Here is a 25,266-nt window from a genome sequence, read left to right as displayed (position 1 = left end):
CCCGGCCCTTCCTCGCCCGGCGTCAGGCTTGGGGCGTCCAGCCGCCCGCCAGCGCCTTGAACAGGGCGATCTGGTAGGTCGAGACCAGGGCGTCGGACTGCGCCAGCGCCGCCTCGGCCGCCGCCTGGGTGCGTTCGGCGTCCAGCACCAGCAGGAAGCTGTCGGCGCCCGCGTTGAACCGCTGGCGCGATAGGCCGGCCGCACGGGCCGCCTGGTCGCGCGCCTCGGTCAGGGCCGCGCGGCGGTCCAGTTCGTTGGCGTAGTTCGACAGCGCCGTCTCGGTTTCCTGCAGCGCGCCCAGCACCGTCTGGTCGAAGGTGGCCAGGGCGGCGTCGGACAGGGCGCCCGCCTGCTGGATCCGCGCCCGTGCGGCGAAGACGTTGGGGAAGGACCAACTGATCAGGGGGCCGAAGCTGAAGCGGAAGTTCTCGCTGTCGCCCAGGCCGTCGGACTCCAGCGCCGTGGACCCGATGGAGCCCCCCAGGCTGATCGAGGGGAACAGGTCCGCGGTCGCCACATTGACCCGCGCCGCCGCCGCCGCCAGGTCGGCCTCGGCCTGGCGCACGTCGGGCCGGCGGGCCAGCAGCTGGGCGCCGTCGCCGACGGGAATGGGCTGGCCGAGCTGGGGCGGACGCACGCAGGCGGCGGCCGCCGCGCTGGCCTCGCCCGGCGTCACGCCGGTCAGGGTGGCGAGGCGGAACAGGGCCTCGTTGCGGCTGGCGCGCAGGGTCGGCAGGGTCGCCGACGTCTGGGCGACGGCCGCGCGCGCGCTGGCGACGTCCAGACCGGTGCCCGCGCCGCCTTCCAGCAGGCGCTCGGTCAGGCGCAGCGTGTCCCGCTGCAGGCCCAGAGTCCGTTCGGCCACGGCGATCTGAGCATTGGCCGAACAGGTGTCGGCATAGGCCCGCGCCGTCTCGGCCGCGACCGTGACCTGAACGGTCGCGAAGGCGGCCTCGGCGGCGCGTACGTCGGCCCGCGCGGCGCGGATGGTCGATTCCACCCGGCCGAACAGGTCGATCTCGTAGGAGGCGTCCAGGCCGACGTCATAGCTGTCGACCTCGGGCGCGTCCTCGCCCGCCGGCAGGCCCTGGACCGTCGCGGCCGAGGCCCGGCTGCGCTGGTAGGAGGCGCTGGTCGAGGTCGTCGGCAGCCGGCCGGTGCGCGCCTCGGACAGAGAGGCCCGCACGGCGCGCAGATTGGCGAAGGCGGCTTCCAGCTGGTTGTTCTCGGCGAACGCCTGCTGGATCAGGCCGTCCAGCGTCGGATCGTCGTACAGCCGCCACCAGTCGTCGCGCGCCTGGGCGGTCGACACGGCCGGATTGGCCGAGCCGATCAGAGCGCCGGTCCCCGCGACCGGAAGGTCGGCGACGGGCGCCTTGGGCCCGACCGCGCAGGCGGCGAGCAGGGCGCTGGCGGCTGCGGCGGTCAGGACGGTCTGGGTCTTGGATCGGATCATCGGATATCCCCTCCCAGGCCGGTCGCGGGCGCCGGCGCGTCGGGATCGGTCAGGTCGGAAGGTTGGTCGTAGCGGACCGGTTCGGCCTTCGGGGTCGGCTTGTGGGACGCCGGCAGCTTGCCCGACACCCAGCGCATGACGACGTAGAAGACCGGCGTGAACAACAGGCCGAAGAAGGTCACGCCCAGCATTCCGGAGAACACCGACGTGCCCAGCGCCTGGCGCATCTCGGCGCCCGGCCCCGACGCCAGCATCAGGGGCACGACGCCCAGGATGAAGGCGAAGGACGTCATCAGGATCGGCCGCAGACGGGTCTTGGCGGCGGACACGGCCGCATCGAAGCGGTTCATGCCCTCCTCCTCGGCCTGCTTGGCGAACTCCACGATCAGGATGGCGTTCTTGGCCGCCAGGGCGATCAGAACCACCAGGCCGATCTGGACCAGGATGTTGTTGTCCAGGCCCCGGATGTTGACGCCCAGCATGGCCGCCAGAAGACACATCGGCACGATCAGGATGACCGCCATCGGCAGGGTGAAGGCCTCGTATTGAGCGGCCAGCACCAGGAAGACGAACACCACGGCCATCATGAAGATCAGGGTCGCGCCCGATCCCGCGGCCTTCTGCTGCAGCGCCAGCTCGGTCCATTCGTAGGAGAAGCCCTGCGGCAGGGTCTGGCCGGCCATCTGCTCCATGATGTCCAGCGCCTGGCCGGAGGACACGCCCGCCGCCGGCTGCCCCTGAAGCTCGGACGCCGGGTACAGGTTGTAGCGCACGATCCGCGAGGGACCGGAATCGTCCCTCAGGTTCGCCACCGACCCGATCGGAACCATGGCGCCGCTGTCGGAACGCGTCTTCAGATTGGCGATGTCGGCGATGTCGTCGCGCGCCGTCGGCTCCGCCTGGGCCGTCACCCGGAAGGTGCGCCCCAGATAGTTGAAGTCGTTGACGTAGGACGAGCCCAGATAGACGCCCAGGGTGTCGAACACCGCGGACGGCTGCACGCCCAGCATCAGGGCCTTGTCGCGGTCGACGTCGGCCTCGATCCGCGGCGAGCCGGTGTTGTAGGTCGAGAAGACCTGGTTGACCTGATCCGGCGCCTGGGCGGCCGCGCCCATCATGGCGAAGGTCGCCCCCTCCAGCGCGCCGTAGCCCGCGCCCGAGGTGTCCTGGATCATCATCTTGAAGCCGTTGCCGTTGCCCAGCCCCTGAACCGCGGGCGGCGCGATGACGAAGATGTTGGCGTCGGAGATCGATCCCGTGGCCTGGGTGATGGCCCCGGCCAGGGCCGCGGCCGCTTCCTCGCGCGAGCGTTCGGCGTGCGGCTTCAGGCGGACGAAGATGGTCGCGGCGTTCGAGCCGAAGCTGAAGCTGGATCCGTCCAGCCCGGCGAAGGCGACGGTGCCGTCCACCCCGTCGGTGCCCTGGATGATTCCGCGGGCGCGCATCATCACGTCCTGGGTCCGGTCCAGAGAGGCGCCGGCGGGCAGCTGGATGACGCCGATCAGGAAGCCCTGGTCCTGCTCCGGGATGAAGCCGGTGGGCGTGTCCATCAGGCGCCAGGCGGTGACGCCCAGCAAGCCGACATAGACGATCAGCACGATGGTCACGGTGCGCACCAGACGCGCGGTCAAACGGCCGTAGCGGTCGGACAGCCAGTCGAAGCCCTCGTTGAACTTCCGTCCGCCCCAGCCGACGTAATAGACGACCGAGCCCCACAGACCCGGCTTGCGGGCGTGCGCGTCGTGGTCCTTGTGCGGCTTGAGCAGCAGCGCGGCCATGGCGGGCGACAGCGTCAGCGACACGAACAGCGAGATCACGGTGGCCGAGGCGATGACCACGGCGAACTGGCGGTAGAAGATGCCGGGAATGCCGGGCACGAACATCGTCGGCACGAACACCGACACCAGCACCAGGCCGATGGCGATCAGGGCGCCGGAGACCTCCTGCATGGATCGGTATGCGGCCTCCTTGGGACTGAGCCCCTCGCTGATCGCGCGCTCGACGTTCTCCACCACCACGATGGCGTCATCGACGACGATGCCGACGGCCAGGACCAGGGCGAACAGCGACAGGGAGTTGATCGAATATCCCAGCGCCAGCTGCACCGCGAAGGTGCCCACCAACGCGATCGGGATGGCCACGATCGGGATGATCGCCGCGCGCCAGGTCTGAAGGAAGACCAGCACCACGATCACGACCAGGATGACGGCCTCGACCAGGGTGTGCTCGACGGACTCCACCGAGGCGGCGACGAATTCGGTCGGGTTGTAGGGCACGGAGATGGCCATGCCTTGCGGCAGTTCCGACTTCACCGCCTCGACCTCGGCCAGGACCCGCTCGGCGGTGCCCAGGGCGTTGGCGCCCGGCTGCTGCACGATGGCCAGGCCCACGCCGCGCTCGCCGTCGAAGAAGCCGCGGATGCCGTAATCCTGCGCGCCCAGTTCGATCCGCGCCACGTCGCGCAGATAGGTGACGCGGCCCTGGGCGTCGGTCTTCAGCACGACGTTGGCGAACTGGTCAGGGTCGGTCAGACGCCCCTGGACCTGGACGGGCAGCTGGAAGGCGGAAGCGTTGTTCGGGAAAGGCGGCTGGCCGATGGAGCCGGCGGCGGCCTGAACGTTCTGCGCGCGCAGGGCGGCGACGATGTCCGGCCCCGTCAGACCGCGCTCGGCCGCCTTGGCCGGGTCGATCCAGACCCGCATCGAATAGTTGCCGCCGCCGAACACCTGGACGGTGCCGACCCCCTCGAGGCGCAGCAGTCGGTCGCGCAGGGTCGAGTTGGCGTAGTTGCCGACGTAGTCGTTATCCAGCGTGCCGTCCGGCGAGGTCAGCCCCAGGATCATCAGGAAGCCGCTCTCGGCCTTGTTGACCGTGATGCCGGTCTGACGCACCGCCTCGGGCAGACGGGGCTCGGCCAGGGCCACGCGGTTCTGGACCAGCACCTGGGCGTCGTCCAGGTCGGTGCCCGGATTGAAGGTCACGGTGATCGCCACCGCCCCGTCCGATGTCGAGGACGAGGAGATGTAGAGCATGTTCTCGACGCCGTTCACCTCCTGCTCGATGGGGGCGGCGACGGTCTCGGCCAGGGTCTCGGCCGAGGCGCCGGGATAGGCGGCGTTGATGGTGATCGTGGGCGGCGCGATCTCCGGATACTGCGACAGCGGCAGCAGCGGATAGGCGAACACGCCGATGATGGTGATCACCACCGACAGCACCATCGCGAAGATGGGCCGGTCGATGAAGAAACGGGAGATGTTCATGGATCAGTCGCCGCTGGAAAGGCTGTTGGCGAAGGAGGCGCTGGAGGCCGGCGCGGCCTGGGTCACGGGACCGGCGGGGGCCTGGTTCTGCTGCTGGACCGGCTGGATGCGGCCGTTCTGCGGGGTCACCTTGGAGCCCGGCTGGGCGGCGCGCTGCAGGCCCGAGATGATCACGCGGTCGGTCGGCGCCAGGCCGGACTTGATCACGCGCAGACCCTGGACCACTGGTCCCAGTTGGACCGCCTTGGGCGTGACCGAGCCGTCCGCGGCCACGACATAGACGGTGCGGCGCGACTGGTCGGTGTTGATCGCGGTGTCGGGCACCAGCAGGGCGTCATAGGCCTCGGCGCCCGCGACCTGGGCGCGGCCGAACATGCCCGGACGCAGGAAGCCGTCGGCGTTGGGCACGATGGCGCGCAGACGGATCACGCCCGAGGCCGTGTCGATCGAATTGTCCGAGAAGTCCAGGCGACCGGTGCGGTTGTACTCGGTCTCGTCCTGCAGGCGGATCCGCACCGGCGCGCCCTGTTCGGAGCCGCCTTCGCGCATGTACTTAAGCGCGATCGCCTCGGAGCCGTCGAACACGAAGTGGATCGGACCGCCGGAAACGATGGTCGTCAGCACGTCGCCGGCCGACGATCCGCCGGCGACCAGATTGCCCGGGTCGACCCGGCGGTCGGACACGCGGCCCGACACCGGCGCGGTGACGCGGGTGTAGTCCAGGTTCAGCTGGGCCGTGCGGGTCGCGGCGTTCGCCGCCTCCAGATTGGCCTCGGCGGCCTGCACCGCCGCCTTGTTGGAATCGTATTCGGCCTGCGAGACCGCCTGCGAGGCCAGCAGGGACTCGCTGCGGGCCAGATTGGCGCGCGCCAGGCTCAGTTGCGACTGGGCCTGGGCGACCTGGGCGCGGGCCTGGGCCAGGGCCGCCTGGGCGGGACGCGGATCCAGGGTGAACAGCAGTTGGCCCTTCTGGACCATCTGACCGTCGCGGAAGTGCACCCCCTGGATGTAGCCGCCGACGCGTGCGCGCACGTCGACCGCCTCCACCGCCTCGAAGCGGCCGGTGAACTCGTCCCAATCCACCACCTGCTGACGCAGCGGCGTGGCCACCGTCACCGGAGGCGCGCCCGGCGCCTGGTCCTCGGCTTTCGGCGAACATCCATAAAGCGCGCCCGTCACCAAAACGGACACGGCCGCGATCTTAAGCCCGCGCATCGGCGCATTCTCCCTGTCGGAGGTAAATCCCTGTCGAGCGGACACCGACCGATGGGGAGTCGGCCGTGTCAACGCATGGTGACTTAATGGTCAGGGCCGCGACGCTTGTCAACAGGCGTTGACAAAGCCATATGTGATTTACGGTTATTGTTCCCAGGAGTTTCGCCCCCTTGTTGTGCCCCGGTCCCCGCCCGAGAAACGCCGCAGCGACCCGCACGGCCATTCTCGACGCTGCGCGCGAGCGGTTCGCTGCGGAGAGCTACGACGACGTCGGCATGCGCGACATCGCCCGGGACGTCGGCGTCGACGCCGCCCTGATCAGCCGCTACTTCGGCTCCAAGGACGACCTGTTCCTGGCGGCGCTGGAAAGCTGCGGCGACGGCAGCGCCCTGATGCAGGGCGACAAGGCCGAGTTCGGCAAGCGGGTGGCGCACGAGGTCGTGTTCGAACCCAAGAAGGCCGACAAGCTGAAGGGCATGTCCATCATGCTGCGCTCCATCGGCTCCAACCGCGCCTCGGAGATGGTGCAGACGACCTGTTCCGCCCAGTTCTTCGGCCCGTTGCAGGACTGGCTGGGCGGCCCGGACGCGACCGTTCGCGCCCGTCTGCTGGCCGGCTTCATCATGGGCATGTCGATCAGCCGCGAACTGGGCGGCGGCAGTTTCGACCTGGAGCCCGCCGAATGCGAGCGGATGCGCGACCGCCTGGCGGTGATCCTGCGGGCGCTGATCGACAACTGAAACCGTGACGCAATTAGAAAGGGGCGCGGACTTCGGTCCGCGCCCCTTCTGCTTTCCTGGCCGTGCGCGTCAGTGCGGCGACGGCGCCCTGACCACGTCGGCGTCGCGCACCTTGGTCCGGGCCGCCGCGATGGCGAAGACGGTCAGGCCCACATAGCCCAGCAGCGGCACGATGAAGGCCGGTTGCAGCGCGCCGGCCGCATCGGCGATCCGCGCCGCCACCTGCGGCAGCAGGGCCCCGCCGATGATGCCGAACACCAGCAGGCCCGAGGTGGCCGAGGTCGGCGCCGTCGACCGCTCCAGCGTCAGGGTGAAGATGGTCGGGAACATGATGGAGTTGAACAGGCCGATCGACAGGGCGGCGTAGGCCGCCGTCGGACCGCCCACCTGGCTGACGACCAGGCACAGCAGCGCCGCCACCACGGTGCAGACCGCCAGCACGATCCCCGCCGGCACGCGCGTCAGCACCGCCGAGCCGATGAAGCGGCCCACCATCGCCCCGCCCCAGTACAGGGCGACCATCTTGCCCGCCGTCTCGATCGGCGCGTTCAGCACGTCCGGGCTTTCCAGGAAGTTGGTCAGCATGCCGCCGATGGCGACTTCCGACCCGACGTAGAGGAAGATGGCCAGGGCGCCGAACACCGCCCAGGGCGACGACAGCGCCTTCAGCGGGGACACGGCTTCCGTCGCGGCCGGGGCGGCGGCGTTGATCTTCTTGCGGGCGGTGAAGATGAAGACGGCGATCAGGGCGAAGAAGGCGCCCATGCCCAGGAAGGCCATGTCGATGCTGCGCAGCGACTGCGACCGCGTCGCCGCCGTCACCACCGCGCCCGCCGCGAAGACGCCGCCGGTCAGCAGCACGTGCGACCCCAGCCACGGGCCGATCGTCGTGCCCAGGGAATTGAAGGCCTGCGACAGGTTCAGCCGCATGTGCGACCCCTTGCGCGTGCCCAGCTCCGCCACCAGCGGATTGGCCGCGACCTGCAGAAGCGTCACGCCCGAGGCGATGACGAACAGCGCCAGAAGGACGCCGGGATACCAGTCGGCGGCCGTCGCGGCCGGCACGATCAGGCAGCCGGCGACCATGACGATCAGCGCCCCGATGATCGAACGGCTGTAGCCCAGCTTGCCCAGCACCGACGCGGCCGGCAGCGACATCAGCCCGTAGGCGATGAACCAGGCGAAGGTCGTCAGGAAGGCCTCGGCGTTGTTCAGGTCGAACACCCGCTTCACCGCCGCGATCAGCGGATCGATCAGCGAGGTGGCGAAGCCCCAGGCGAAGAACAGCGTGGTGACATAGGCGAAGGCCAGGCCCGCGCCCTTGGGGCGGGCGGCGTCTGTCGTGGTCATGCGGATGGGTCCCCCTGCGATGGATCGGCGCCGCGCCGTGGCGCGCGGTTCTTGTCCCTCTGGTTCCGATATCGAAGCCGGGCCGTCCAGCCGAAACCGTCCGCTGTAACCAAACTTTTCGCCCGGCCGGGCGAAAAAAAGGGCCGCCCCGTCGCCAGGGCGGCCCAGTCTGCTCAGCAGGGGAGGATCAGAAGCGGTAGTTCACGCCCACCGCGAAGGTGCGACCATAGGACTGGTAGTCGATGGTCCGACGCTCATCGCCGTTCTCGAAGGTCTTGAAGGGCTCGTCCGTCAGGTTGTTGACCTGGGCCAGGACCGACAGGCCTTCCAGCGGACCCGACTGGAACTCGTAGCCGATCTGGGCGTCGACGACGGTTTCCGCCGCGACCGAGCGCAGAGTGCGGCCGTTGCCGAAGCCGGCCACTTCGCCCAGGTAGTCGGAGCGATAGCGGGCCGAGATGCGCGACGAGAAGCCGAAGCGCTCATAGTACAGCGTGCCGTTCACGACCGTTTCCGACAGGCCCGGCATGGGCGTGGGCGGGTTGGCGGGATCCGGCTGGACCTCGCTTTCGGTCTGCGAGGCGCTGAACAGGCCGCCGAAGCCTTCAAGCACCGGATGGAAGATCTCGAACGGCGCCGAGACCGAGAATTCCACGCCGCGGATCCAGCCGCCGTTGCCATTCTCGGGCGTCGAGATGATGCCCTCGTTGATCACGGGCGTGACGCCGCCGGTCGGATAGCCGCTGAAGTCGAAGATGCGGTTGTAGGTGTAAACGTAGCTTTCCAGGTCGCGGTAGAAGCCCGCCAGCGAGACATAGCCGCGACGGTTGGCGAAATACTTCTCGAACGACAGGTCGGCCACATTGGCGATGTACGGCATCAGTTCGGGATTGCCGCCGCCGCCGCCCCAGGGCGAGTTCTGCTCGGGCGTGGCGTTCTCGTTGTTGTTGCCGGGGTTGAACGAGAAGTTCCGGCCGGCGCGCATGTCGTCCATCCGCGGCCGCGCTAGGGTGCGCGACAGCGAGAAGCGCGCGAACATGTCGTCGCCGACTTCCAGGATGAAGTTCGAGCTGGGCAGGATTTCCAGATATTCCTTGCCGCCCGTGATCTCCTCGACCGCCGCGACGCCGACGCCGATCTGCTGGGCCTCGAAGCCGTGGCCCTGCTGGTCGGTGTAAACGAACTGCATGCCGACGTTGCCGGTCAGCGGCAGGCCGAACAGGGTGTGGTCGATGTTGGCGCGGATGTAGGCGGTCGAGACCTTTTCGGTCACGTCCCAGTTGCCGGCCGCCACGTCGGCGTTCGGGTTGCGGATCAGGTTCAGCGCGCCGCTGTTGACCAGGGCCAGGGCGTCGTAGCTCAGCACTTCCGAAATGCCCAAGTAGCCCAGGTCGGTCGGCTCCAGCAGGAACTCCGACGGCACGGCCAGGTCGCCGCCGCCGGGGACGCCCAGGTAGTACTGGTCGTTGATGAACTCCTTCGTGCGTTCCGAATAGTTGAAGCCGAAGTCGATCGAGCTGAACGGGCTCTGGTGCAGGGCGCGGTTGGCCGTCAGGCGCACCGCCTTGATCTCGTCCGTGATGGACGGGGTGTTCATGTAGCCGGCCTGGCCTTCCGGGATCACGTCGCCGCCCCAGCCCTGCGGGCTGGTCAGCAGGATCAGCGACGGATCGGCGTAGTTCAGCTGGCTGGTGAAGCGCGTCACGCCGTCGTCGGTCAGCTCGAAGCCCAGGGTGTCCAGGGCGCCGTTGATGTTGCGGCCGGTGCCGGCGTTGGTTTCCAGGATCAGGTCTTCGCGCTCGACCTTGGAGTAGTTGACGTCCAGGCCCAGGGTCCAGTCGTCATTGGCGACGAACTCGGTGTTCCAGCCGATGGCGGTGATGTTGCTGTCGCGCTTGTTCAGGTCGTTGCGGACCACGCCCTTGATGTTGTCCCAGGTGCCGGCGACGATCAGGCCGTCCTCGACGGTGTAGCCGGGACGCAGCGACGGACCAGGACGGCAGACGTTCGGCGTGGGAACGTTGTTGGTGATCTGGCAACCGCCAAGCACAGTATCGCTACGGCCCGGGCTTTCGGCCAGCCCTCCCCACGCCAGCGGGAACTCGATGCCGCGCAGGACCTGGGTGTTCTTGAATTCGGAATAGAAGGCGTCGATCGTCGAGTGGAAACGGTCGTTCGGGCGCCATTCCAGCACGCCCATGTAGCCGTCGCGCTCCAGCTCCGACGACATGACGTAGGGCTTGACGCCGCCGGTCAGCAGATTGCCGTCGCTGTAGTTCGGATAGCCCCAGCTGTTGAAGCGCTCGGACTGGTAGGGCGAGCTCATGTGGGCGTAGCCCAGCGCCACGCCGATGGTGTCGTCGGCGAACTGGTCGATATAGGACAGGGTGTAGCGGTCGCCGCTGTCGGTCGTGCCCGAGTTCAGGGCGCCGATGTCGTTCCACTCGTGGCGATAGTTCACGGCCATCGCCTGACGGCCATAGGCCAGCGGCCGAACGGTGCGCAGGTCGACGGTGCCGGCCAGGCCCTGGCCGACCAGGGCCGCGTCGGGGGTCTTGTAGACGACGACGCTGCCCAGCAGTTCCGACGGGAACTGGTCGAACTCGACGCCGCGGTTGTCGCCGGTGGTGACCAGCTCGCGGCCGTTCAGCAGCGCGGTGGTGAAGTCCGGGCCCAGGCCGCGGATCGAGATGGCCTGGCTGCGGCCATCGAGGCGCTGCGAGGTCACGCCCGGCAGGCGGGCCAGGGATTCGGCGATGGAGACGTCCGGCAGCTTGCCGATGTCTTCCGCGGAGATCACCTCGACGATCGAGGTGTTGTTGGCCTTGGCCGAGATCGACGCCTCGATGGCGCGGCGGATGCCGGTGACGACGATTTCACCGACTTCGGTCGGCTGCGCGTCGGCGGGCTGAGCCTCGGCGGCCTGGACGGCGGCGTCGGCGGTTTGAGCCTGGGCGCTGCTGACGGCCATCAGGGCCACGGCGCCGAAAGCGGCGCCCGACAGCAGGCGCGCACGCCGGTTGAGACGTTGAGACATGGATCATCCTCCCTGAGGGCTGGTCGCGATTCTGAATGTCGCAACCGGAAGCCGTCGCAAAAATATGCAAATCTGATTGCACATTGCAAGCCGGTAATCTTGCTGCTGGAAATTCGTCATGTTCGCCCGGGCGTCCGCACCCCGTTTCTTCGGGATGTTGCGACGCATTGCCACGCTATGTGTGCGTTGCAGCATTTTTTACGCGCGTTGACAGGCGGCGGCAGGACTGCAAAATCTTGCAAATCGACTTGGAAGGCTTTGCACTGACCAGGCAGGAGGAAAACCGATGCGGCGCAATCGATTGAACAGCGGACTATGCGCGCTGGCGGCCCTGGCGACGGCCTGCGGCGCGACGGCGACCCAGGCTCAGGTTCCCGCTCAGCCTCGCGCGCCCGTTCAGGCCCAGGCCGTCGGCGACCCGGTCGCCGCCCTTCGCCAGCGTCCGCCGCAGGACGAGGTGATCTATTTTCTCCTGCCCGACCGTTTCGCCAATGGCGATCCGTCCAACGACCACGGCGGCTATGCGCCCGAGCGACTGGTCAGCGGCTTCGACCCCTCGGACACCGACTTCTACCACGGCGGCGATCTGGCCGGCCTGACCCGACGGCTGGACTACATCCAGGGCCTGGGCGCGACCGCCGTCTGGCTGGCCCCGATCTTCAAGAACAAGCCGGTGCAGAGCCACGGAAACTACACCGGCGCGGCGCACCACGGCTATTGGATCACGGACTTCACCGCGGTCGATCCGCACTTCGGCGACGAGGCGGCGATGCGCGCCCTGGTCGACGCCGCCCATGCGCGAGGCATGAAGGTCTATCTGGACATCGTCGCCAACCACACCGCCGACGTCATCCAGTATCGCGAATGCCCCGAGGGCCGCTGCGCCTATCGCAGCCGCGCCGACTATCCCTACACCCGACGGGGCGGCGTGGACGGGGCGCCGATCAACGAGGGCTTCGACGGCCGCGACTTCTCGCGCCTGACCCGCCCGGACTACGCCTACACCCCCTACGTCCCGGCGGGCGAGGAGAACGCCAAGGTTCCGGCTTGGCTGAACGACCCGATCCACTACCATAACCGGGGCGAAAGCACCTTCGCGGGCGAGAGCGGCCTGGACGGCGACTTCGCCGGCCTGGACGACCTGCTGACCGAGGATCCCGTGGTCGTCCAGGGCATGATCGACGTCTTCGGCGGCTGGATCGACAAATACGGCGTCGACGGCTTCCGCATCGACACCGCCCGCCACGTGAACCCGGAGTTCTGGCAGGCCTTCATTCCCGCCATGCTGGCGCGGGCCGAGGCGAAGGGCATTCCCAACTTCCACATCTTCGGCGAGGTCTATGATCCCGATCCGGCGGTGACGGCCCGGTTCACGCGGGTCGACGACTATCCCGCCGTGCTGGACTTCCCCTTCCAGAAGCAGGCGACCGACTTCGCCGCCGGCAAGACGGGCGGCGACGCCCTGGCCAAGCTGTTCGACGCAGACGCCCTCTACGCCAAGGGGGCCGACACCGCCGCCATCCTGCCGACCTTCCTGGGCAATCACGACATGGGCCGCGTCGGCTTCTTAGTGAAACAGGCCAATCCGGACGCCGACGACGCCGAACTGCTGGCGCGGATCAAGCTGGCCCATGCCCTGATGATGTTCAGCCGGGGCGTGCCGACCCTCTATTATGGCGACGAGCAGGGCTTCGCCGGCGCGGGCGGGTACGGCAATTCGCGCCAGGACATGTGGGACAGCCAGACGCCGGTCTATCGCGACACGACGCCCATCGGCGGTCGCCAGCCCGCCTATTCCACCCAGGCGCCGCTGTACCGCGCCATCGCCGAGATGGCCCGCATCCGCGCCGCCGAACCCGCCCTGCGACGCGGCCGCCAGGTGGTGCGCGCCTACGGCGACGCGCCCGGCCTGTTCGCCCTGTCGCGCCTGGACGACGCCGGCGCCGAGATCCTGGTCCTGTTCAACAGTTCGACCGCGCCCGTCACGGCCCAGGTCGAGGTGGAGCCGACCTCGCTTCGGTGGCAGGCTCTGCGCGGCGACTGCGCGCCCGAATCCTCGGCGCCGGCCAGCGTCTCCGTCAGCGTCCCCCCCCTCGATTACCTCGTCTGCAAGAGCGTGCCGTGACCGCCCAGCCCCTCGATTTGTCCACGGCCGCCGCCGCGCCTGACCTAGCGCACGAATGGTGGCGGGGCGCGGTCCTGTACCAGATCTATCCGCGCAGCTTCGCCGATTCGAACGACGACGGCGTCGGCGACCTGAAGGGCGTCGCCGACCATCTGGATCACGTCGCGTCCCTGGGCGTCGACGGCGTCTGGCTGTCGCCCTTCTTCAAGTCGCCGATGAAGGACTTCGGCTACGACGTCTCGGACTATTGCGACGTCGATCCGATCTTCGGGACCCTGGCCGATTTCGACGCCCTGGTCGCCCGCGCCCACGCGCTGGGCCTGAAGGTCGTCATCGATCAGGTGTTCTCGCATACGTCGGACGAACACCCGTGGTTCATCGACAGCCGCGCGTCGAAGACGGCCAGGCACGCCGACTGGTACGTCTGGGCCGACGCCAAGCCGGACGGCTCGCCGCCGTCGAACTGGCAGTCGGTGTTCGGCGGCCCGGCCTGGACGTGGGATGCGCGGCGCGGCCAGTACTACATGCACAACTTCCTGGCTTCGCAGCCCCAGCTGAACGTGCGCAACCCCGAGGTCCAGGACGCCCTGATCGCCGCCGCCCGCTTCTGGCTGGATCGGGGCGTGGACGGCTTCCGCCTAGACGCCATCAACTTCGCCATCCACGACCCGAAGCTGACCGACAATCCGCCGATCAACGACGGCAAGAAGCGCACCCGGCCCTTCGACTTCCAAGACAAGATCCACAACCAGAGCCAGCCGGAGATCATCGGCTTCCTGAACCGCATCCGGGCCCTGACCGACAGCTATGACGGCCGCTTCACCGTGGCCGAGGTCGGCGGCGACCACGCCGATCGCGAGATGAAGGAATACACCGCCGGGTCCGACCGGCTGCATTCCGCCTACGGCTTCCTGTACCTCTACGCCGACACGCTGCGCAGCGAACTGATCGGCCTGGGCGACGGCATGTGGCCGGATCGGCAGGGCGAGGGCTGGCCGTCCTGGACCTTCTCCAATCACGACGCCCCGCGCGCGGTGTCGCGTTGGGCGCAAGGCCGCGACGAAAAGGCCTTCGCCGAGATGGCCCTGCTGCTGCTGATGTGCCTGCGCGGCAATGTCTTCGTCTATCAGGGCGAGGAGCTGGGCCTGCCCCAGGCCGAGGTGCCGTTCGAGCGGCTGGTCGATCCGGAGGCCATCGCCAACTGGCCCCAGACCCTGGGCCGGGACGGCGCCCGCACGCCGATCCCCTGGACCGCATCAGCGCCCAACGCCGGCTTCTCCGCCGTCGAGCCCTGGTTGCCGGTCGACCCTCGGCACCTGAAGATGGCCGTCGACGCGCAGGAGGCCGATCCCGAGGCGACCCTGCACGTGGCGCGCCGTCTGATCGCCCTGCGCCACGCCCATCCGGCCCTGCGCTACGGCGGGCTGGACCTGATCCAGGCCGCCGATGTGCTGGTGTTCGAACGGTTCGAGCGCGCGGACGGCGGCGAGCGGCTGCTGTGCGTCTTCAACCTGGGCCATCAGCCTGTCGATTGGACCCCGCCCGCGGGCGCGCGCCGCATCGAGGCGGTCAACTGGAGCGAGGCCGACGGATCGAGGCTGGCGCCTCTAGCCGGCCTGTTGTTCGCGGTCTGATGGCCGGATCAGCCGCCGCAGGTCTCGCGAACGATCAGTTCGGTCGGAACGCGCTCGGAACGGCCGGCGGTCGCGCCGCCATGATCCAGCAGCTTGGAGACCATCAGCCGTCCGGCCTTCATCGTGTCCTGGGCGATGGTGGACAGGGCCGGGCGCGAATAGCGGCTGAACGGCACATTGTCGAAGCCGATGACCGACACCTGGCCGGGCACGTCGATCCCCGCGTGCAGCAGGGCGCGCACGGCGCCCAGGGCGATCTGGTCGGAGGCGGCGACCACGCCGTCGAAGGCGACGCCGCGCCGGATCAGGGCGTCGACCGACGCCTCGGCCGACTCCACCTCGAAGTGGGCGGGCACGATCAGCTCGGCGTCGACCGACAGCCCCGCCTGGCCCATTGCGTCCAGATAGCCCCGGTGGCGCTGCATGGCCTCGGGCGGGTCCAGGTCGCCCAGGAAGACGATGCGTTCGCGGCCCAGTCGCGCCAGATGCAGGGTCGCGCGCCGGCCGCCCGAGATGTTGTCCGAGCCGATGGAGCAGTAGTCCTGTTCCGGCAGTTCGGCGCCCCAGACGACGAAGCGATGGTCGGCGTCCACCAGCCGGTTGAAGGCCGAATGCAGGCTGGACTGACCCAGGAAGATCACGCCGTCCGCCCGGCTGGTGTTCAGCGCCGCCGACAGCTCCTCGTAGTTGGCCGGCGAGATATGGCTCATCAGCAGGTCGCAGCCGCGTTCGCGCGCCGCCTCGCCCACCCCGGCCAGAAGCTCCAGGAAGAAGGGATCCGAGAGGCGCCCTTCCCGCCCCTGAGGACGCGGCGTCACCAGGGCGATGGTCCCCTGCGCCCCGATCGGGCCGGCCGGCATATGGCGGCGGAAGGGGTAGTCGTGCTCCTTGGCCAGTTTCCAGATCAGCTGCTTGGTGCGGTCGTTGACGGCGGGATTGTCGTTCAGCGCCCTGGAAGCCGTGGCGATGGACACGCCGGCCAGGCGCGCGATGTCTTCCAGGCGGGTCGTCTTGCGGCTCAAGGTCGCGGATCCTCACGACAGCGTTTCGGCGCTGCAAATTTTTCTGCAAATATTTCAGCCACCGTTCGCGACGGTTGGCAAGAGGCGGCGTAACGGAGATTCCCATGATGAAGCGCAGATCCTTCCTGGCCCTTGGCGGCGTCTCGATCCTGGCCTTCGGCGCCACCGGCGTCCGGGCCCAGACCACGCCCGCCCACGCCCGCGCCAGCTCGCCCGGCGGGATGCTGACGGTCGAGGCCTTCACCGACAACGACGGCCGCCCGATGTATTCGGTGATGCGCCAGGGCCGTCCGGTCGTCGCGCCGTCCAAGCTGGGCTTCCTGTTGACCGACGCCCCCGCCATCGAGCGCGGCCTGGCGATCACCGCCGGCCAGCCGGTCACGGTGGACGAGACCTGGGAGCAGCCCTGGGGCGAGCGCCGCGTCATCCGCAACCACTACAACGAATGGCGCGTGACCTATGCCGAGGCCGGCGGCCTGCAGCGCCGCGTGGACGTGGTCTTCCGCCTTTATGACGACGGCCTGGGCTTCCGCTATGAATTCCCGGACCAGCCGGCGTTGAAGACCGTCCGCATCGGTTCCGAGATCACCGAGTTCAACCTGGCCGAAAACGGCGAGGCCCTGTGGTGTCCGGCCTGGGAGTGGAACCGCGAGGAATACCTCTACAACCGCACGCCGGTCGACGCGATCGGCAGCGCCCAGACCCCGATGACGGTCAAGGGCCGGTCCGGCCTGCACGTCTCGATCCACGAGGCCGCCTGCGTCGACTACGCCGGCATGAACCTGCGCCGGTCGGAGGGCACGAACTTCCGCGCCCAGCTGACGCCCGGCCTGACCAATGCGGCCGTGGTTCGCCAGGCGCCGTTCAACACCCCGTGGCGCACGCTGCAGATCGCCGACACCGGCGCGGGCCTGATCGATTCCAGCCTGATCCTGAACCTGAACGAGCCCAACAAGCTGGGCGACGTGTCTTGGTTCAAGCCGATGAAATACGTCGGCGTCTGGTGGGAGATGCACCTGGAGTTGAAGACCTGGGGTTCCGGCCCCAAGCACGGCGCCACCACCGAGAACACGATCAAGCACATCGACTTCGCGGCCGAGCACGGCTTCGGCGGGGTGCTGGTGGAAGGCTGGAACAAGGGCTGGGACGGCCAGTGGTTCGCCAACGGCGCGGACTTCAGCTTCACCGAACCCTATCCCGACTTCGACATCGAGGCGGTCTGCGCCCACGCCCGCGCCAAGGGCGTGCAGCTGATCGGCCACCACGAGACCGGCGGCAACGCCTTCCACTACGAGCAGCAGCTGGAACCGGCGATGGCGCTGTACGAGCGGCTGGGCGTCCATTCGGTGAAGACCGGCTATGTCGCGGACGCGCAGGGCGCCCGTGTCGCCGGGCCCGACGGCCGGATGGTCATGGCCTGGCACGAGAGCCAGGCGATGGCCCAGCACCACATGAAGGTCGTCGAGGTCGGCGCCCGGCACAAGGTGGCGATCAACGCCCACGAGCCGTTCAAGGACACGGGCCTGCGCCGGACCTATCCGAACATCATCAGCCGCGAGGGGCAGCGCGGCATGGAATATTCGGCCTGGGGCAATCCGTCGAACCCGCCCGAGCACGTCCCGAACCTGGTCTTCACCCGCCTGCTGGCCGGGCCGATGGACTACACGCCCGGCATCTTCGGCATGGAGACGCGCAGTCCGCAGGGCATCCAGACGACCTGGGCCAAGCAGCTGGCCTATTACGTCGTCATCTACAGCCCGATCCAGATGGCCGCCGACCTGCTGGTCAACTACGAGGCCAATCCCGGCCCGTTCCAGTTCATCAAGGACGTGCCGGTGGACTGGGAAGAGAGCCGCACCCTGGCCGCCGAGATGGGCGACTACGTCGTCATCGCCCGCAAGGAACGCGGCTCGGACATCTGGGCCCTGGGCGCCATCACCGACGAGAACCCCCGCGTCCTGACGGCGGACCTGGACTTCCTGGACGCCGGCCGCCGCTACCGCGCCGAAATCTACCGCGACGGCCCGGACGCCGACTACAAGGGCAAGCGCGAGGACATCGTCATCGAACAGCGCGAAGTCACCTCGGCTGACACGCTCACCCTGGCCCTGGCCCCCGGCGGCGGCCAGGCCATCCGCTTCGTGCCGGTGGGGCGTCGCCGTCGATGAACCGCCTCCTCCGTCATTCCAGGGCTTTGCGCAGCGAAGAACCCGGCACCCAGAACTGCGTCCCTGATGGGAGGGACAGAGTGGTGATGTCCTCCTGGCTTCCGGGTTCGGGCTTCGCCCGCCCCGGAATGACGAGGGTCATTTCGGCATGAGCAGCGCGACGCCCGAACTGATCCACGCCCATCGCCCGCGCCTGTCCGGCCTGGCGATCTGGAACATGTGCGTCGGCTTCTTCGGCATTCAGATCGGCTTCGGCCTGCAGAACGCCAACACCAGCCGCATCTTCCAGACCCTGGGCGCCGAGGTCGACGCGCTGGCGATCCTGTGGATCGCCGCGCCCCTGACGGGCCTGCTGGTCCAGCCGATCATCGGCCATTTCAGCGACCGGACATGGACGCGGTTCGGGCGTCGCCGCCCCTATTTCATGGTCGGAGCGATCCTGACCACCCTGGCGCTGATCGCCATGCCCAACAGCCCCAGCCTGTGGTTCGCCGCGGCCATGCTGTGGATCATGGACGCCTCGATCAACATCACCATGGAGCCGTTCCGCGCCTTCGTCGGCGACAACCTGCCGGAGGAACAGCGCACCGCCGGCTATGCGATGCAGAGCTTCTTCATCGGCGCGGGGGCGGTGTTCGCCTCGGTCCTGCCGTGGCTGCTGTCGAACGTCTTCGGGGTGGTCTCCACGGCCGAGGCGGGCGTCGTGCCGCTGTCGGTCAAGATCGCCTTCTACGTCGGGGCGATCGGCCTGTTCGCCGCCGTGCTGTGGACGGTGCTGAGCACGCGGGAATACAGCCCCGAACAGATCGCCGCCTTCGAGCGCGCCCGCCTTGGCGGCGCCGCGCCCGTCGACGATGTCGCCGAACCGCCCGCCAAGTCGGTGCGCGGCTGGCTGGGCGCGGGCCTGGGCTGCGCCGTCGCCGGCCTGCTGGGTTTCGTCCTGATCGGCGCGCTGGATCTGGAGAAGGAGCTGCTGATCCTGGCCGGCTTCGTCGCCGGCTTCGGCCTGCTGATGATCGCGGTCGGCATGATGCAGCGGCGCGGCATGACCAACGCCGCCACCGAGATCCTGAACGACATCTTCCGCATGCCGGCGACCATGCGCGGCCTGGCCGTGGTCCAGTTCTTCAGCTGGTTCGCCCTGTTCGCGATGTGGATCTACGCCACCGCCGCCGTGACCAGCGTCCATTACGGAACCACCGACACCACTTCGGCCGCCTATGCCGAGGGCGCGGACTGGGTCGGGGTGCTGATGGGCGTCTATAACGGCGTCGCGGCGCTGGCCGCCTTCGCCCTGCCGGTCGTCGCCAAACGCATCGGCCGAAAGGCGACCCACGCGGTCATGCTGCTGCTGGGGGCCGTCGGCCTGTTCGGCGTCTTCGCCATTCGCGATCCGGGCCTGCTGTGGCTGCCGATGATCGGCGTCGGCTTCGCCTGGGCCTCGATCGTCTCCATGCCCTACGCCATCCTGTCGGCGGCGGTGCCGGACCGGAAGATGGGCGTCTATATGGGCGTCTTCAACATCTTCATCGTCGTGCCCCAGCTGCTGGCGGCGACCGTCCTGGGCCTGATCCTGCGCAGCCTGTTCGACGGCCAGGCCATCTGGGCCCTGGTGCTGGGCGCCGTCTCCTTCGTGTTGGCCGCCATCAGCGCGCTTCTGGTCAGGGAGCACCGCGCATGAACCGCCGCACCCTGCTGGCCCTGACCGCCGCCCTGCCCTTCGCCGGCGCGGCGCGGGCCGAGACGCCGACGGCCGGCCGGCTGGTGCTGCACGAGGCGATGGCCTCCGCACACGCCAAGGCCCGCAACGTCTCGGTCTGGCTGCCGCCCGGCTACGATGCGTCCGACGACCGCTATCCCGTGCTCTACATGCACGACGGCCAGAACCTGTTCGACGCGGCGACCGCCAACTTCGGCGAATGGGGCGTGGACGAGCATCTGGACCGGCTGATCGCCGGCGGCCAGGTGCGCGCCCCCATCGTCGTCGGCGTCTGGAACACCGACCTGCGCCTGCGCGAATACCTGCCCAGCGACCTGATCGCGGCCCTGCCCGCCGACATGCGCGACGAGGTCCAGGCCATCTACGGCGGCCCGCCGCTGTCGGACGGCTATCTGCGCTTCCTGACCGACGAGCTGAAACCCTTCGTCGACCGGACCTATCGCACCCTGACCGGACCGCAGGACACGACGATCAGCGGCTCCAGCATGGGCGGGCTGATCTCGATGCAGGCGGTGATGAAGCGGCCCGACGTCTTCTCGGCCGCCGCCTGCCTGTCGACCCACTGGCCGCTGAAGGTCCAGGGACTGGAGCCCGGCCCGGCGCTGGACGCCTGGCGCGAACGGCTGGTCACGGCCTGGACCGGCGTCATCGCCGCCGGCCTGCCGCCCGCCGGCGCGCACCGCTTCTACTTCGATCGCGGCGACGAGACGCTGGATCAGTTCTACGGCCAGTTCCAGACGCGGATCGACCGCGTCTTCCGCGACGCCGGCTATGGCCCGGGCCGCTTCCAGAGCCTGCTGTTCCCCGGCGCCCAGCACAATGAAGCCTCGTGGAACGGCCGGCTGGACGTGCCGCTGACCTTCCTTCTTTCCCCCCGCCCCACGCAAACCTCGTGAGGACCTGCATGCGTAATCTCAAGACTTTCTGCCTGGCCGGCGCCGCCGGACTGGCCCTCGCCTCGGCCGCCGCGGCCCAATCGGGCGTCGCCCCGGGCGCGCCGGGCGACGCGCCCGTCTGGTCCAGCGCCGCCAAGACCGGCGCAGGATCGTCCTACGAAGCCTATGTCGACGGCCAGTACCGCGACGGCGGCCCGACCGGCGCGGTGTCCAAGGTCTGGTATTCCATCGCCGACGGCGTCCTGACCGAGACCATGTACGGCCTGATCCACGAGGCGCAGATCAAGGCGCTGCGCTTCGCCCTGGTCACGCCGGAAGGCCTGTCGCTGGAAGGCGACGACACCACCGCCCGCACCGAATACATCGACGTCGACGATCAGGGCCGCCCGCTGGCCCCGGCCTATCGGATCACCACCCGCGACACGTCCGGCCGCTACGAGATCGTCAAGCGCATCTACAGCGACCCGGACCGCAACGCCCTGGTCCTGCGCGTCGAGATCAAGGCGCTCAGCGGCGAGATCACCCCCTATCTGCTGCTGGAGCCGCACATCGCCAACACCGGCGTGGACGACCAGGGCCGCGTCACGCGCGACGCCTTCCACGCCTGGGAGGGCGACACGCACCTTGTCCTGAAGCCGTCCGACGCCTTCGAGGCGGCCAGCGTCGGCTTCGTCGGCGTCTCGGACGGCCTGACCGACCTGCGCGACGGCAAGCTGGACTGGACCTACGCCTCCACCGGCGACGCGACCGGAAACACCCTGATGACCGGCGCCTTGCCGACGCTGCGCATGGGCCAGACCCTGACGCGCGACTTCGTCATCGGCTTCGGCGACAGCGCCGAGGCGGCCCAGGCGGCGGCGGACGGATCGTTCCAGACCGGCCTGGACGAGGTTCTGGCCCGCTTCGTCGGCGAAGGCGACCGCGTGGGCTGGCGCGACTACGTGGCCTCGCTGACCGAACTGCCGCGCATTGCGCAGCAGGCGACCGACGGCGGCAAGCTGGCCTACGCCTCGGCCCTGATGCTGAAGGTTCAGGAGGATCGCACCCACGCCGGCGCCCTGATCGCCAGCCTGTCGAACCCGTGGGGCGACACGGTCGACGCCTCCAAGTCCTCGACCGGCTACAAGGCCGTCTGGCCGCGCGACTTCTACCAGGTGGCCATGGCCCTGGCGGCGCTGGGCGACAGGGAGACGCCGCTGGCGGCCTTCAACTATCTGCCCCAGGTGCAGGTGGGCGCGGACACGCCGGGCAACACCGGCGTCGGCGGCTGGTTCCTGCAGAAGACCCATGTCGACGGCGAACTGGAATGGGTCGCGGTCCAGCTGGACCAGACGGCCATGCCGATCATGCTGGGCTATCGCCTGTGGAAGCTGGGCTGGCTGTCGGACGCCGAGATGGCCGACCACTTCCGGTCCATGCTGAAGCCGGCCGCCGACTTCCTGGTCGACGGCGGCAAGGTGGGTCTGCTCTGGAACGACGCCGAGATCAGGCCGCCCTTCACCCAGCAGGAACGCTGGGAGGAGCAGCAGGGCTATTCCCCCTCCACCACCGCCGCCGTGGTCGCGGGCCTGACCGTCGCCGCCGAGATGGCGCGGGCCGCGGGCGACGCTGCCGATGCGAACCGCTACCAGGCCGCCGCCGACGACTACGCCGCCAAGATCGAAGCGCGGATGTTCACCACCAACGGCGACTTCGGCGACGGGCGCTATTTCATCCGCATCACCCAGAACGAGAACCCGAACGACAAGGCCGCCATCGGCGCCGCCAACGGCCAGATCGCCCCGCAGGAGGACCGCGTCGTCGACGGCGGCTTCCTGGAACTGGTGCGCTATGGGGTCCGCAAGGCCGACGACCCCCACATCGTCGAGACCCTGCCCGTCTATGACGACCAGAGCCTCGAAGACCTGTACCGCGTCCGCTACGACTTCGGCCCCGAGGGCGACACCACGCCCGGCTGGCGCCGCTATGGCGTCGACGGCTATGGCGAGGACTGGCGGACCGGGGCCAACTACGGCGTCGGCGGCGAGATGAGCCCCGGCCAGCGCGGCCGCGTCTGGCCCTTCTTCACCGGCGAGCGCGGTCACTATGAGCTGGCGCGCGCCAGCGTGAACGGAACCCCTTCGCAATCCGATATCGACGCCATCCGCCAGACCTATGTGCGCGGCATGGAGCGGTTCGCCAACGACGGCCTGATGCTGTCGGAGCAGGTGTGGGACGGCGTCGGAAACCCGACCGAGAACGACTACGTGCTGGGCCAGAACAACGACTCGGCCACGCCCCTGGCCTGGACCCATGCGGAGTATCTGAAGCTGCTTCGGTCGCTGGCCGACGGCAAGGTCTGGGACCGCTACAAGGCGGTCGAGGATCGCTACGCCCGGTAACGACAAGGGCCCCGGAGATCGCTCTCCGGGGCCCCTTTCGATCCGACGGGATCGGTCGTCAGAAGACGACCTTCAGGCCGCCGACGATGCGGTCCTCATAGGCTGCGACGCCGTCCACGTCCGTGTCGTGATAGCGGACGTCGATCGCCAGATTGTCCGTCAGGGCGTAGGTCGCCCCGATGTTCCAGGTCACATAGTCGTCCGACACGTCCAGCGTCTGCTGGCCCACCGCGCCCGAGACCGTCAGCTTGTCCATCGGCGCGAAGCTGCCGTTGACCTCGTAATAGGTCGCGGTCTCGTCCACGCCGAAGAAGTCCGGTGAATAATAGACCGCCGCGCCGACGCTGGCGGGACCGACCGCGCGCGACGCCGCCAGCTTGAACTCGGTGTAGCTGTAGTCGGCGGCGCCCGGCTCGTTGACGTAGGCGTAGTAGATGACGCCGCCGTCCAGGGCGAAGCCGCCCGCCTCGCCCCGGAAGCCGCCGTAGACGTCGACCTCGGCGTCGGTGTCGTCGAAGAAGTCGACGTTGGAGCCCCAGACGCCGGCGTAGAAGCCGCCGGCGGTGAGGTCGATACCGCCCTGGATGGCCGGCTCCTCGTCGGTCTGGCTGGCGCCGCGGAAGACATAGTCGCTGACCACGCCGACGTTGAAGGCGACATCCACGTCCGTCTGGGCCGAGGCCGGCGCCGCCAGCGAGACCAGGCCGGCGGCGATCGCCAGGGCGGCCATGCGGAACTTAGCTACGCTCATTACAGAATCCCCTTGTTTATGATTGTTGTCGAGAGAGCCCGCGCGTGGCGGGATCCGGGACGCGGGGAGAGCCGCGCCCCGGGATTGAGGGCGTCAGACGCTCTCCAGCGCCTCGCCGTGCAGCGAGGTGTCAAGGCCGGCGGTCTCTTCCGCCTCGCTGACGCGCAGGCCGGTGGTGAACTTGCAGATGAACAGGATCACCAGGGTGCCCACGGCGCTGTAGATGATGGTGCCGATCAGGCCATAGGCCTGGGCGCCGATGTTGGCGCCTTCCGACAGGCTGTTGATCGCGGTCGAGGCGAACACGCCGGTCAGCAGGGCGCCGATCAGGCCGCCCGCGCCGTGGATGCCGAAGGCGTCCAGCGAGTCGTCGTAGCGCAGCAGCTTCTTGATCCACACCGACGAGGCGTAGCAGACCGGGCCGGCGATCAGGCCGATGATGACCGCGCCCTTCGGATCGACGAAGCCGGCGGCCGGGGTGATGGCGACCAGGCCCGCCACCACGCCCGACAGCATGCCGATCAGCGAGACCTTCTTCTTCTCGATGTATTCGACGACCTTCCAGGTCAGGGCGGCGGCCGCGGCGGCCAGGATGGTGTTCAGCAGCGCCACGCCCATCAGGTCGTTGGCGGCGCCGGCCGAGCCCGCGTTGAAGCCGATCCAGCCGACCAGCAGCAACGAGGCTCCGATCATGGTCAGGACCGGGTTGTGCGCCAGGATCGGCTCGACCCCGTAGCCCTTGCGGCGGCCCAGGAAGATCGCGCAGACCAGACCCGCGACGCCCGAGTTGACGTGAACGACCGCACCGCCGGCGAAGTCCAGCACGCCGGCCGAACCCAGGAAGCCGCCGCCCCAGACCCAGTGGCAGATCGGCGCATAGACCAGCAGCGACCAGAGCGCCGTGAACAGCAGCAGCGCCGAATACTTCATCCGCTCGGCGAAGGCGCCGGTGACTAGGGCCGGGGTGATGATGGCGAAAGTCATCTGGAAGGAGATGAACAGGAACTCGGGGATTCCCGGCAGCAGGCCGTTGGCCGTCTGCAGCGACACATTGTTCAGGAACAGCATGTCCAGGCTGCCGATGAAGGGCTGAAGCCCCTCCGACGGATTGGCGCCGAAGGCCAGGCTGTAGCCGGCGATGAACCACACCAGCGACACCACGGCGAAGACGCCGACGGACTGGGTGATGGTGGCGATCACGTTCTTGCGCCGCACCATGCCGCCGTAGAACAGCGCCAGGCCCGGCAGGGTCATCAGCAGCACCAACGCCGTGGACGTGCCCAGCCAGGCGGTGCCCGCGCCGTCCAGCTCAAGCGCCGCCTGGTGGCCCAGCAGAGCCGGCGCGGCGTCCTGGGCGGCGGCCGCTCCCGCGCCGAAGAGACAAAGTGTGGGAAGAAGGAGCCCCGCGGCCCCGAGGAGTCGATTTCCGACCTGCGACATAAGCTAGTACCCCCTATGCAATCTCGCAGATGCGAACTTTTACCGCATTCGCGAAACGCGCAAGAGGCTTG

General features: G+C 68.7%; 15 protein-coding genes. 7 read left to right on the top strand and 8 right to left on the bottom strand.

Annotated features, from left to right (window positions below):
- Positions 1 to 22 precede the first annotated feature (22 nt).
- Genes M8231_RS02410 through M8231_RS02400 form a run of 3 tightly spaced genes read right to left on the bottom strand, consistent with a single transcriptional unit; the run spans position 23 to position 5,931 of the window.
- Positions 23 to 1,456, bottom strand: coding sequence for an efflux transporter outer membrane subunit (locus tag M8231_RS02410; protein WP_249751317.1), 1,434 nt, complete (start codon positions 1,454 to 1,456; stop codon positions 23 to 25).
- The gene (locus M8231_RS02405; protein WP_250202159.1) at positions 1,453 to 4,716 is read right to left on the bottom strand and encodes an efflux RND transporter permease subunit; all 3,264 of its coding nucleotides are present in this window, start codon (positions 4,714 to 4,716) and stop codon (positions 1,453 to 1,455) included. Before M8231_RS02405 ends, M8231_RS02410 begins: the two co-directional genes overlap by 4 nt.
- Positions 4,717 to 4,719: 3 nt before the next feature.
- Positions 4,720 to 5,931, bottom strand: coding sequence for an efflux RND transporter periplasmic adaptor subunit (locus tag M8231_RS02400; protein ID WP_249751319.1), 1,212 nt, complete (start codon positions 5,929 to 5,931; stop codon positions 4,720 to 4,722).
- A 275-nt stretch (positions 5,932 to 6,206) separates the two neighbouring features.
- Here M8231_RS02400 and M8231_RS02395 point away from each other — a divergent pair, with 275 nt between their 5' ends.
- On the top strand, positions 6,207 to 6,671 hold the full coding sequence (locus M8231_RS02395) for a TetR/AcrR family transcriptional regulator (protein WP_250202158.1): 465 nt from the start codon (positions 6,207 to 6,209) through the stop codon (positions 6,669 to 6,671).
- A 69-nt stretch (positions 6,672 to 6,740) separates the two neighbouring features.
- Here the strand turns inward: M8231_RS02395 and M8231_RS02390 are convergent, their stop codons facing one another.
- Both M8231_RS02390 and M8231_RS02385 read right to left on the bottom strand, forming a co-directional pair.
- A complete protein-coding gene (locus tag M8231_RS02390) occupies positions 6,741 to 8,021 on the bottom strand; it encodes a sugar MFS transporter (protein WP_250202157.1) in 1,281 nt (426 codons plus the stop codon).
- Between the two features lie 187 nt (positions 8,022 to 8,208).
- Positions 8,209 to 11,058 (bottom strand): TonB-dependent receptor, encoded by a 2,850-nt coding sequence (locus M8231_RS02385; RefSeq protein WP_250202156.1) that lies wholly within the window; start codon positions 11,056 to 11,058, stop codon positions 8,209 to 8,211.
- 286 nt (positions 11,059 to 11,344) lie between these two features.
- Here M8231_RS02385 and M8231_RS02380 point away from each other — a divergent pair, with 286 nt between their 5' ends.
- The gene (locus M8231_RS02380) at positions 11,345 to 13,183 is read left to right on the top strand and encodes an alpha-amylase family glycosyl hydrolase (protein WP_250202155.1); all 1,839 of its coding nucleotides are present in this window, start codon (positions 11,345 to 11,347) and stop codon (positions 13,181 to 13,183) included.
- Positions 13,180 to 14,817 (top strand): alpha-amylase family glycosyl hydrolase, encoded by a 1,638-nt coding sequence (locus M8231_RS02375; RefSeq protein WP_250202154.1) that lies wholly within the window; start codon positions 13,180 to 13,182, stop codon positions 14,815 to 14,817. Before M8231_RS02380 ends, M8231_RS02375 begins: the two co-directional genes overlap by 4 nt.
- A gap of 8 nt (positions 14,818 to 14,825) precedes the next feature.
- Here the strand turns inward: M8231_RS02375 and M8231_RS02370 are convergent, their stop codons facing one another.
- Positions 14,826 to 15,839, bottom strand: coding sequence for a LacI family DNA-binding transcriptional regulator (locus M8231_RS02370; RefSeq protein ID WP_249751324.1), 1,014 nt, complete (start codon positions 15,837 to 15,839; stop codon positions 14,826 to 14,828).
- A 104-nt stretch (positions 15,840 to 15,943) separates the two neighbouring features.
- Here M8231_RS02370 and M8231_RS02365 point away from each other — a divergent pair, with 104 nt between their 5' ends.
- The 4 genes from M8231_RS02365 (at position 15,944) to M8231_RS02350 (ending at position 23,004) form a co-directional block, all read left to right on the top strand.
- Positions 15,944 to 18,007: a glycoside hydrolase family 97 protein gene (locus M8231_RS02365; protein WP_249751325.1), complete on the top strand. Its 2,064-nt coding sequence runs from the start codon at positions 15,944 to 15,946 to the stop codon at positions 18,005 to 18,007.
- Positions 18,008 to 18,155: 148 nt separating this feature from the next.
- The gene (locus M8231_RS02360) at positions 18,156 to 19,688 is read left to right on the top strand and encodes an MFS transporter (RefSeq protein WP_249751326.1); all 1,533 of its coding nucleotides are present in this window, start codon (positions 18,156 to 18,158) and stop codon (positions 19,686 to 19,688) included.
- Entirely contained in the window at positions 19,685 to 20,623 is a 939-nt protein-coding gene (locus tag M8231_RS02355; RefSeq protein WP_250202153.1) for an alpha/beta hydrolase, read from the top strand. Before M8231_RS02360 ends, M8231_RS02355 begins: the two co-directional genes overlap by 4 nt.
- An 8-nt stretch (positions 20,624 to 20,631) precedes the next feature.
- Positions 20,632 to 23,004 carry a glucan 1,4-alpha-glucosidase gene (locus M8231_RS02350; protein WP_249751328.1) on the top strand — a complete coding sequence of 791 codons (2,373 nt, stop codon included), beginning with the start codon at positions 20,632 to 20,634 and terminating at the stop codon, positions 23,002 to 23,004.
- A gap of 58 nt (positions 23,005 to 23,062) precedes the next feature.
- On the opposite strand, the gene M8231_RS02345 is transcribed toward M8231_RS02350, so the two are convergent.
- Positions 23,063 to 23,755, bottom strand: a complete 693-nt coding sequence (locus M8231_RS02345; RefSeq protein ID WP_249751329.1) for a TorF family putative porin — start codon at positions 23,753 to 23,755, stop codon at positions 23,063 to 23,065.
- Positions 23,756 to 23,848: 93 nt separating this feature from the next.
- Positions 23,849 to 25,195 carry an ammonium transporter gene (locus M8231_RS02340; RefSeq protein ID WP_283843796.1) on the bottom strand — a complete coding sequence of 449 codons (1,347 nt, stop codon included), beginning with the start codon at positions 25,193 to 25,195 and terminating at the stop codon, positions 23,849 to 23,851.
- Between the last annotated feature and the right edge of the window lie 71 nt (positions 25,196 to 25,266).

Source organism: Brevundimonas albigilva, assembly GCF_023573565.1.
Lineage (GTDB): Bacteria > Pseudomonadota > Alphaproteobacteria > Caulobacterales > Caulobacteraceae > Brevundimonas > Brevundimonas albigilva.
The sequence above is the reverse complement of the archived record's forward strand: the minus strand, read 5'-3'. Positions and strand labels throughout refer to the sequence as shown.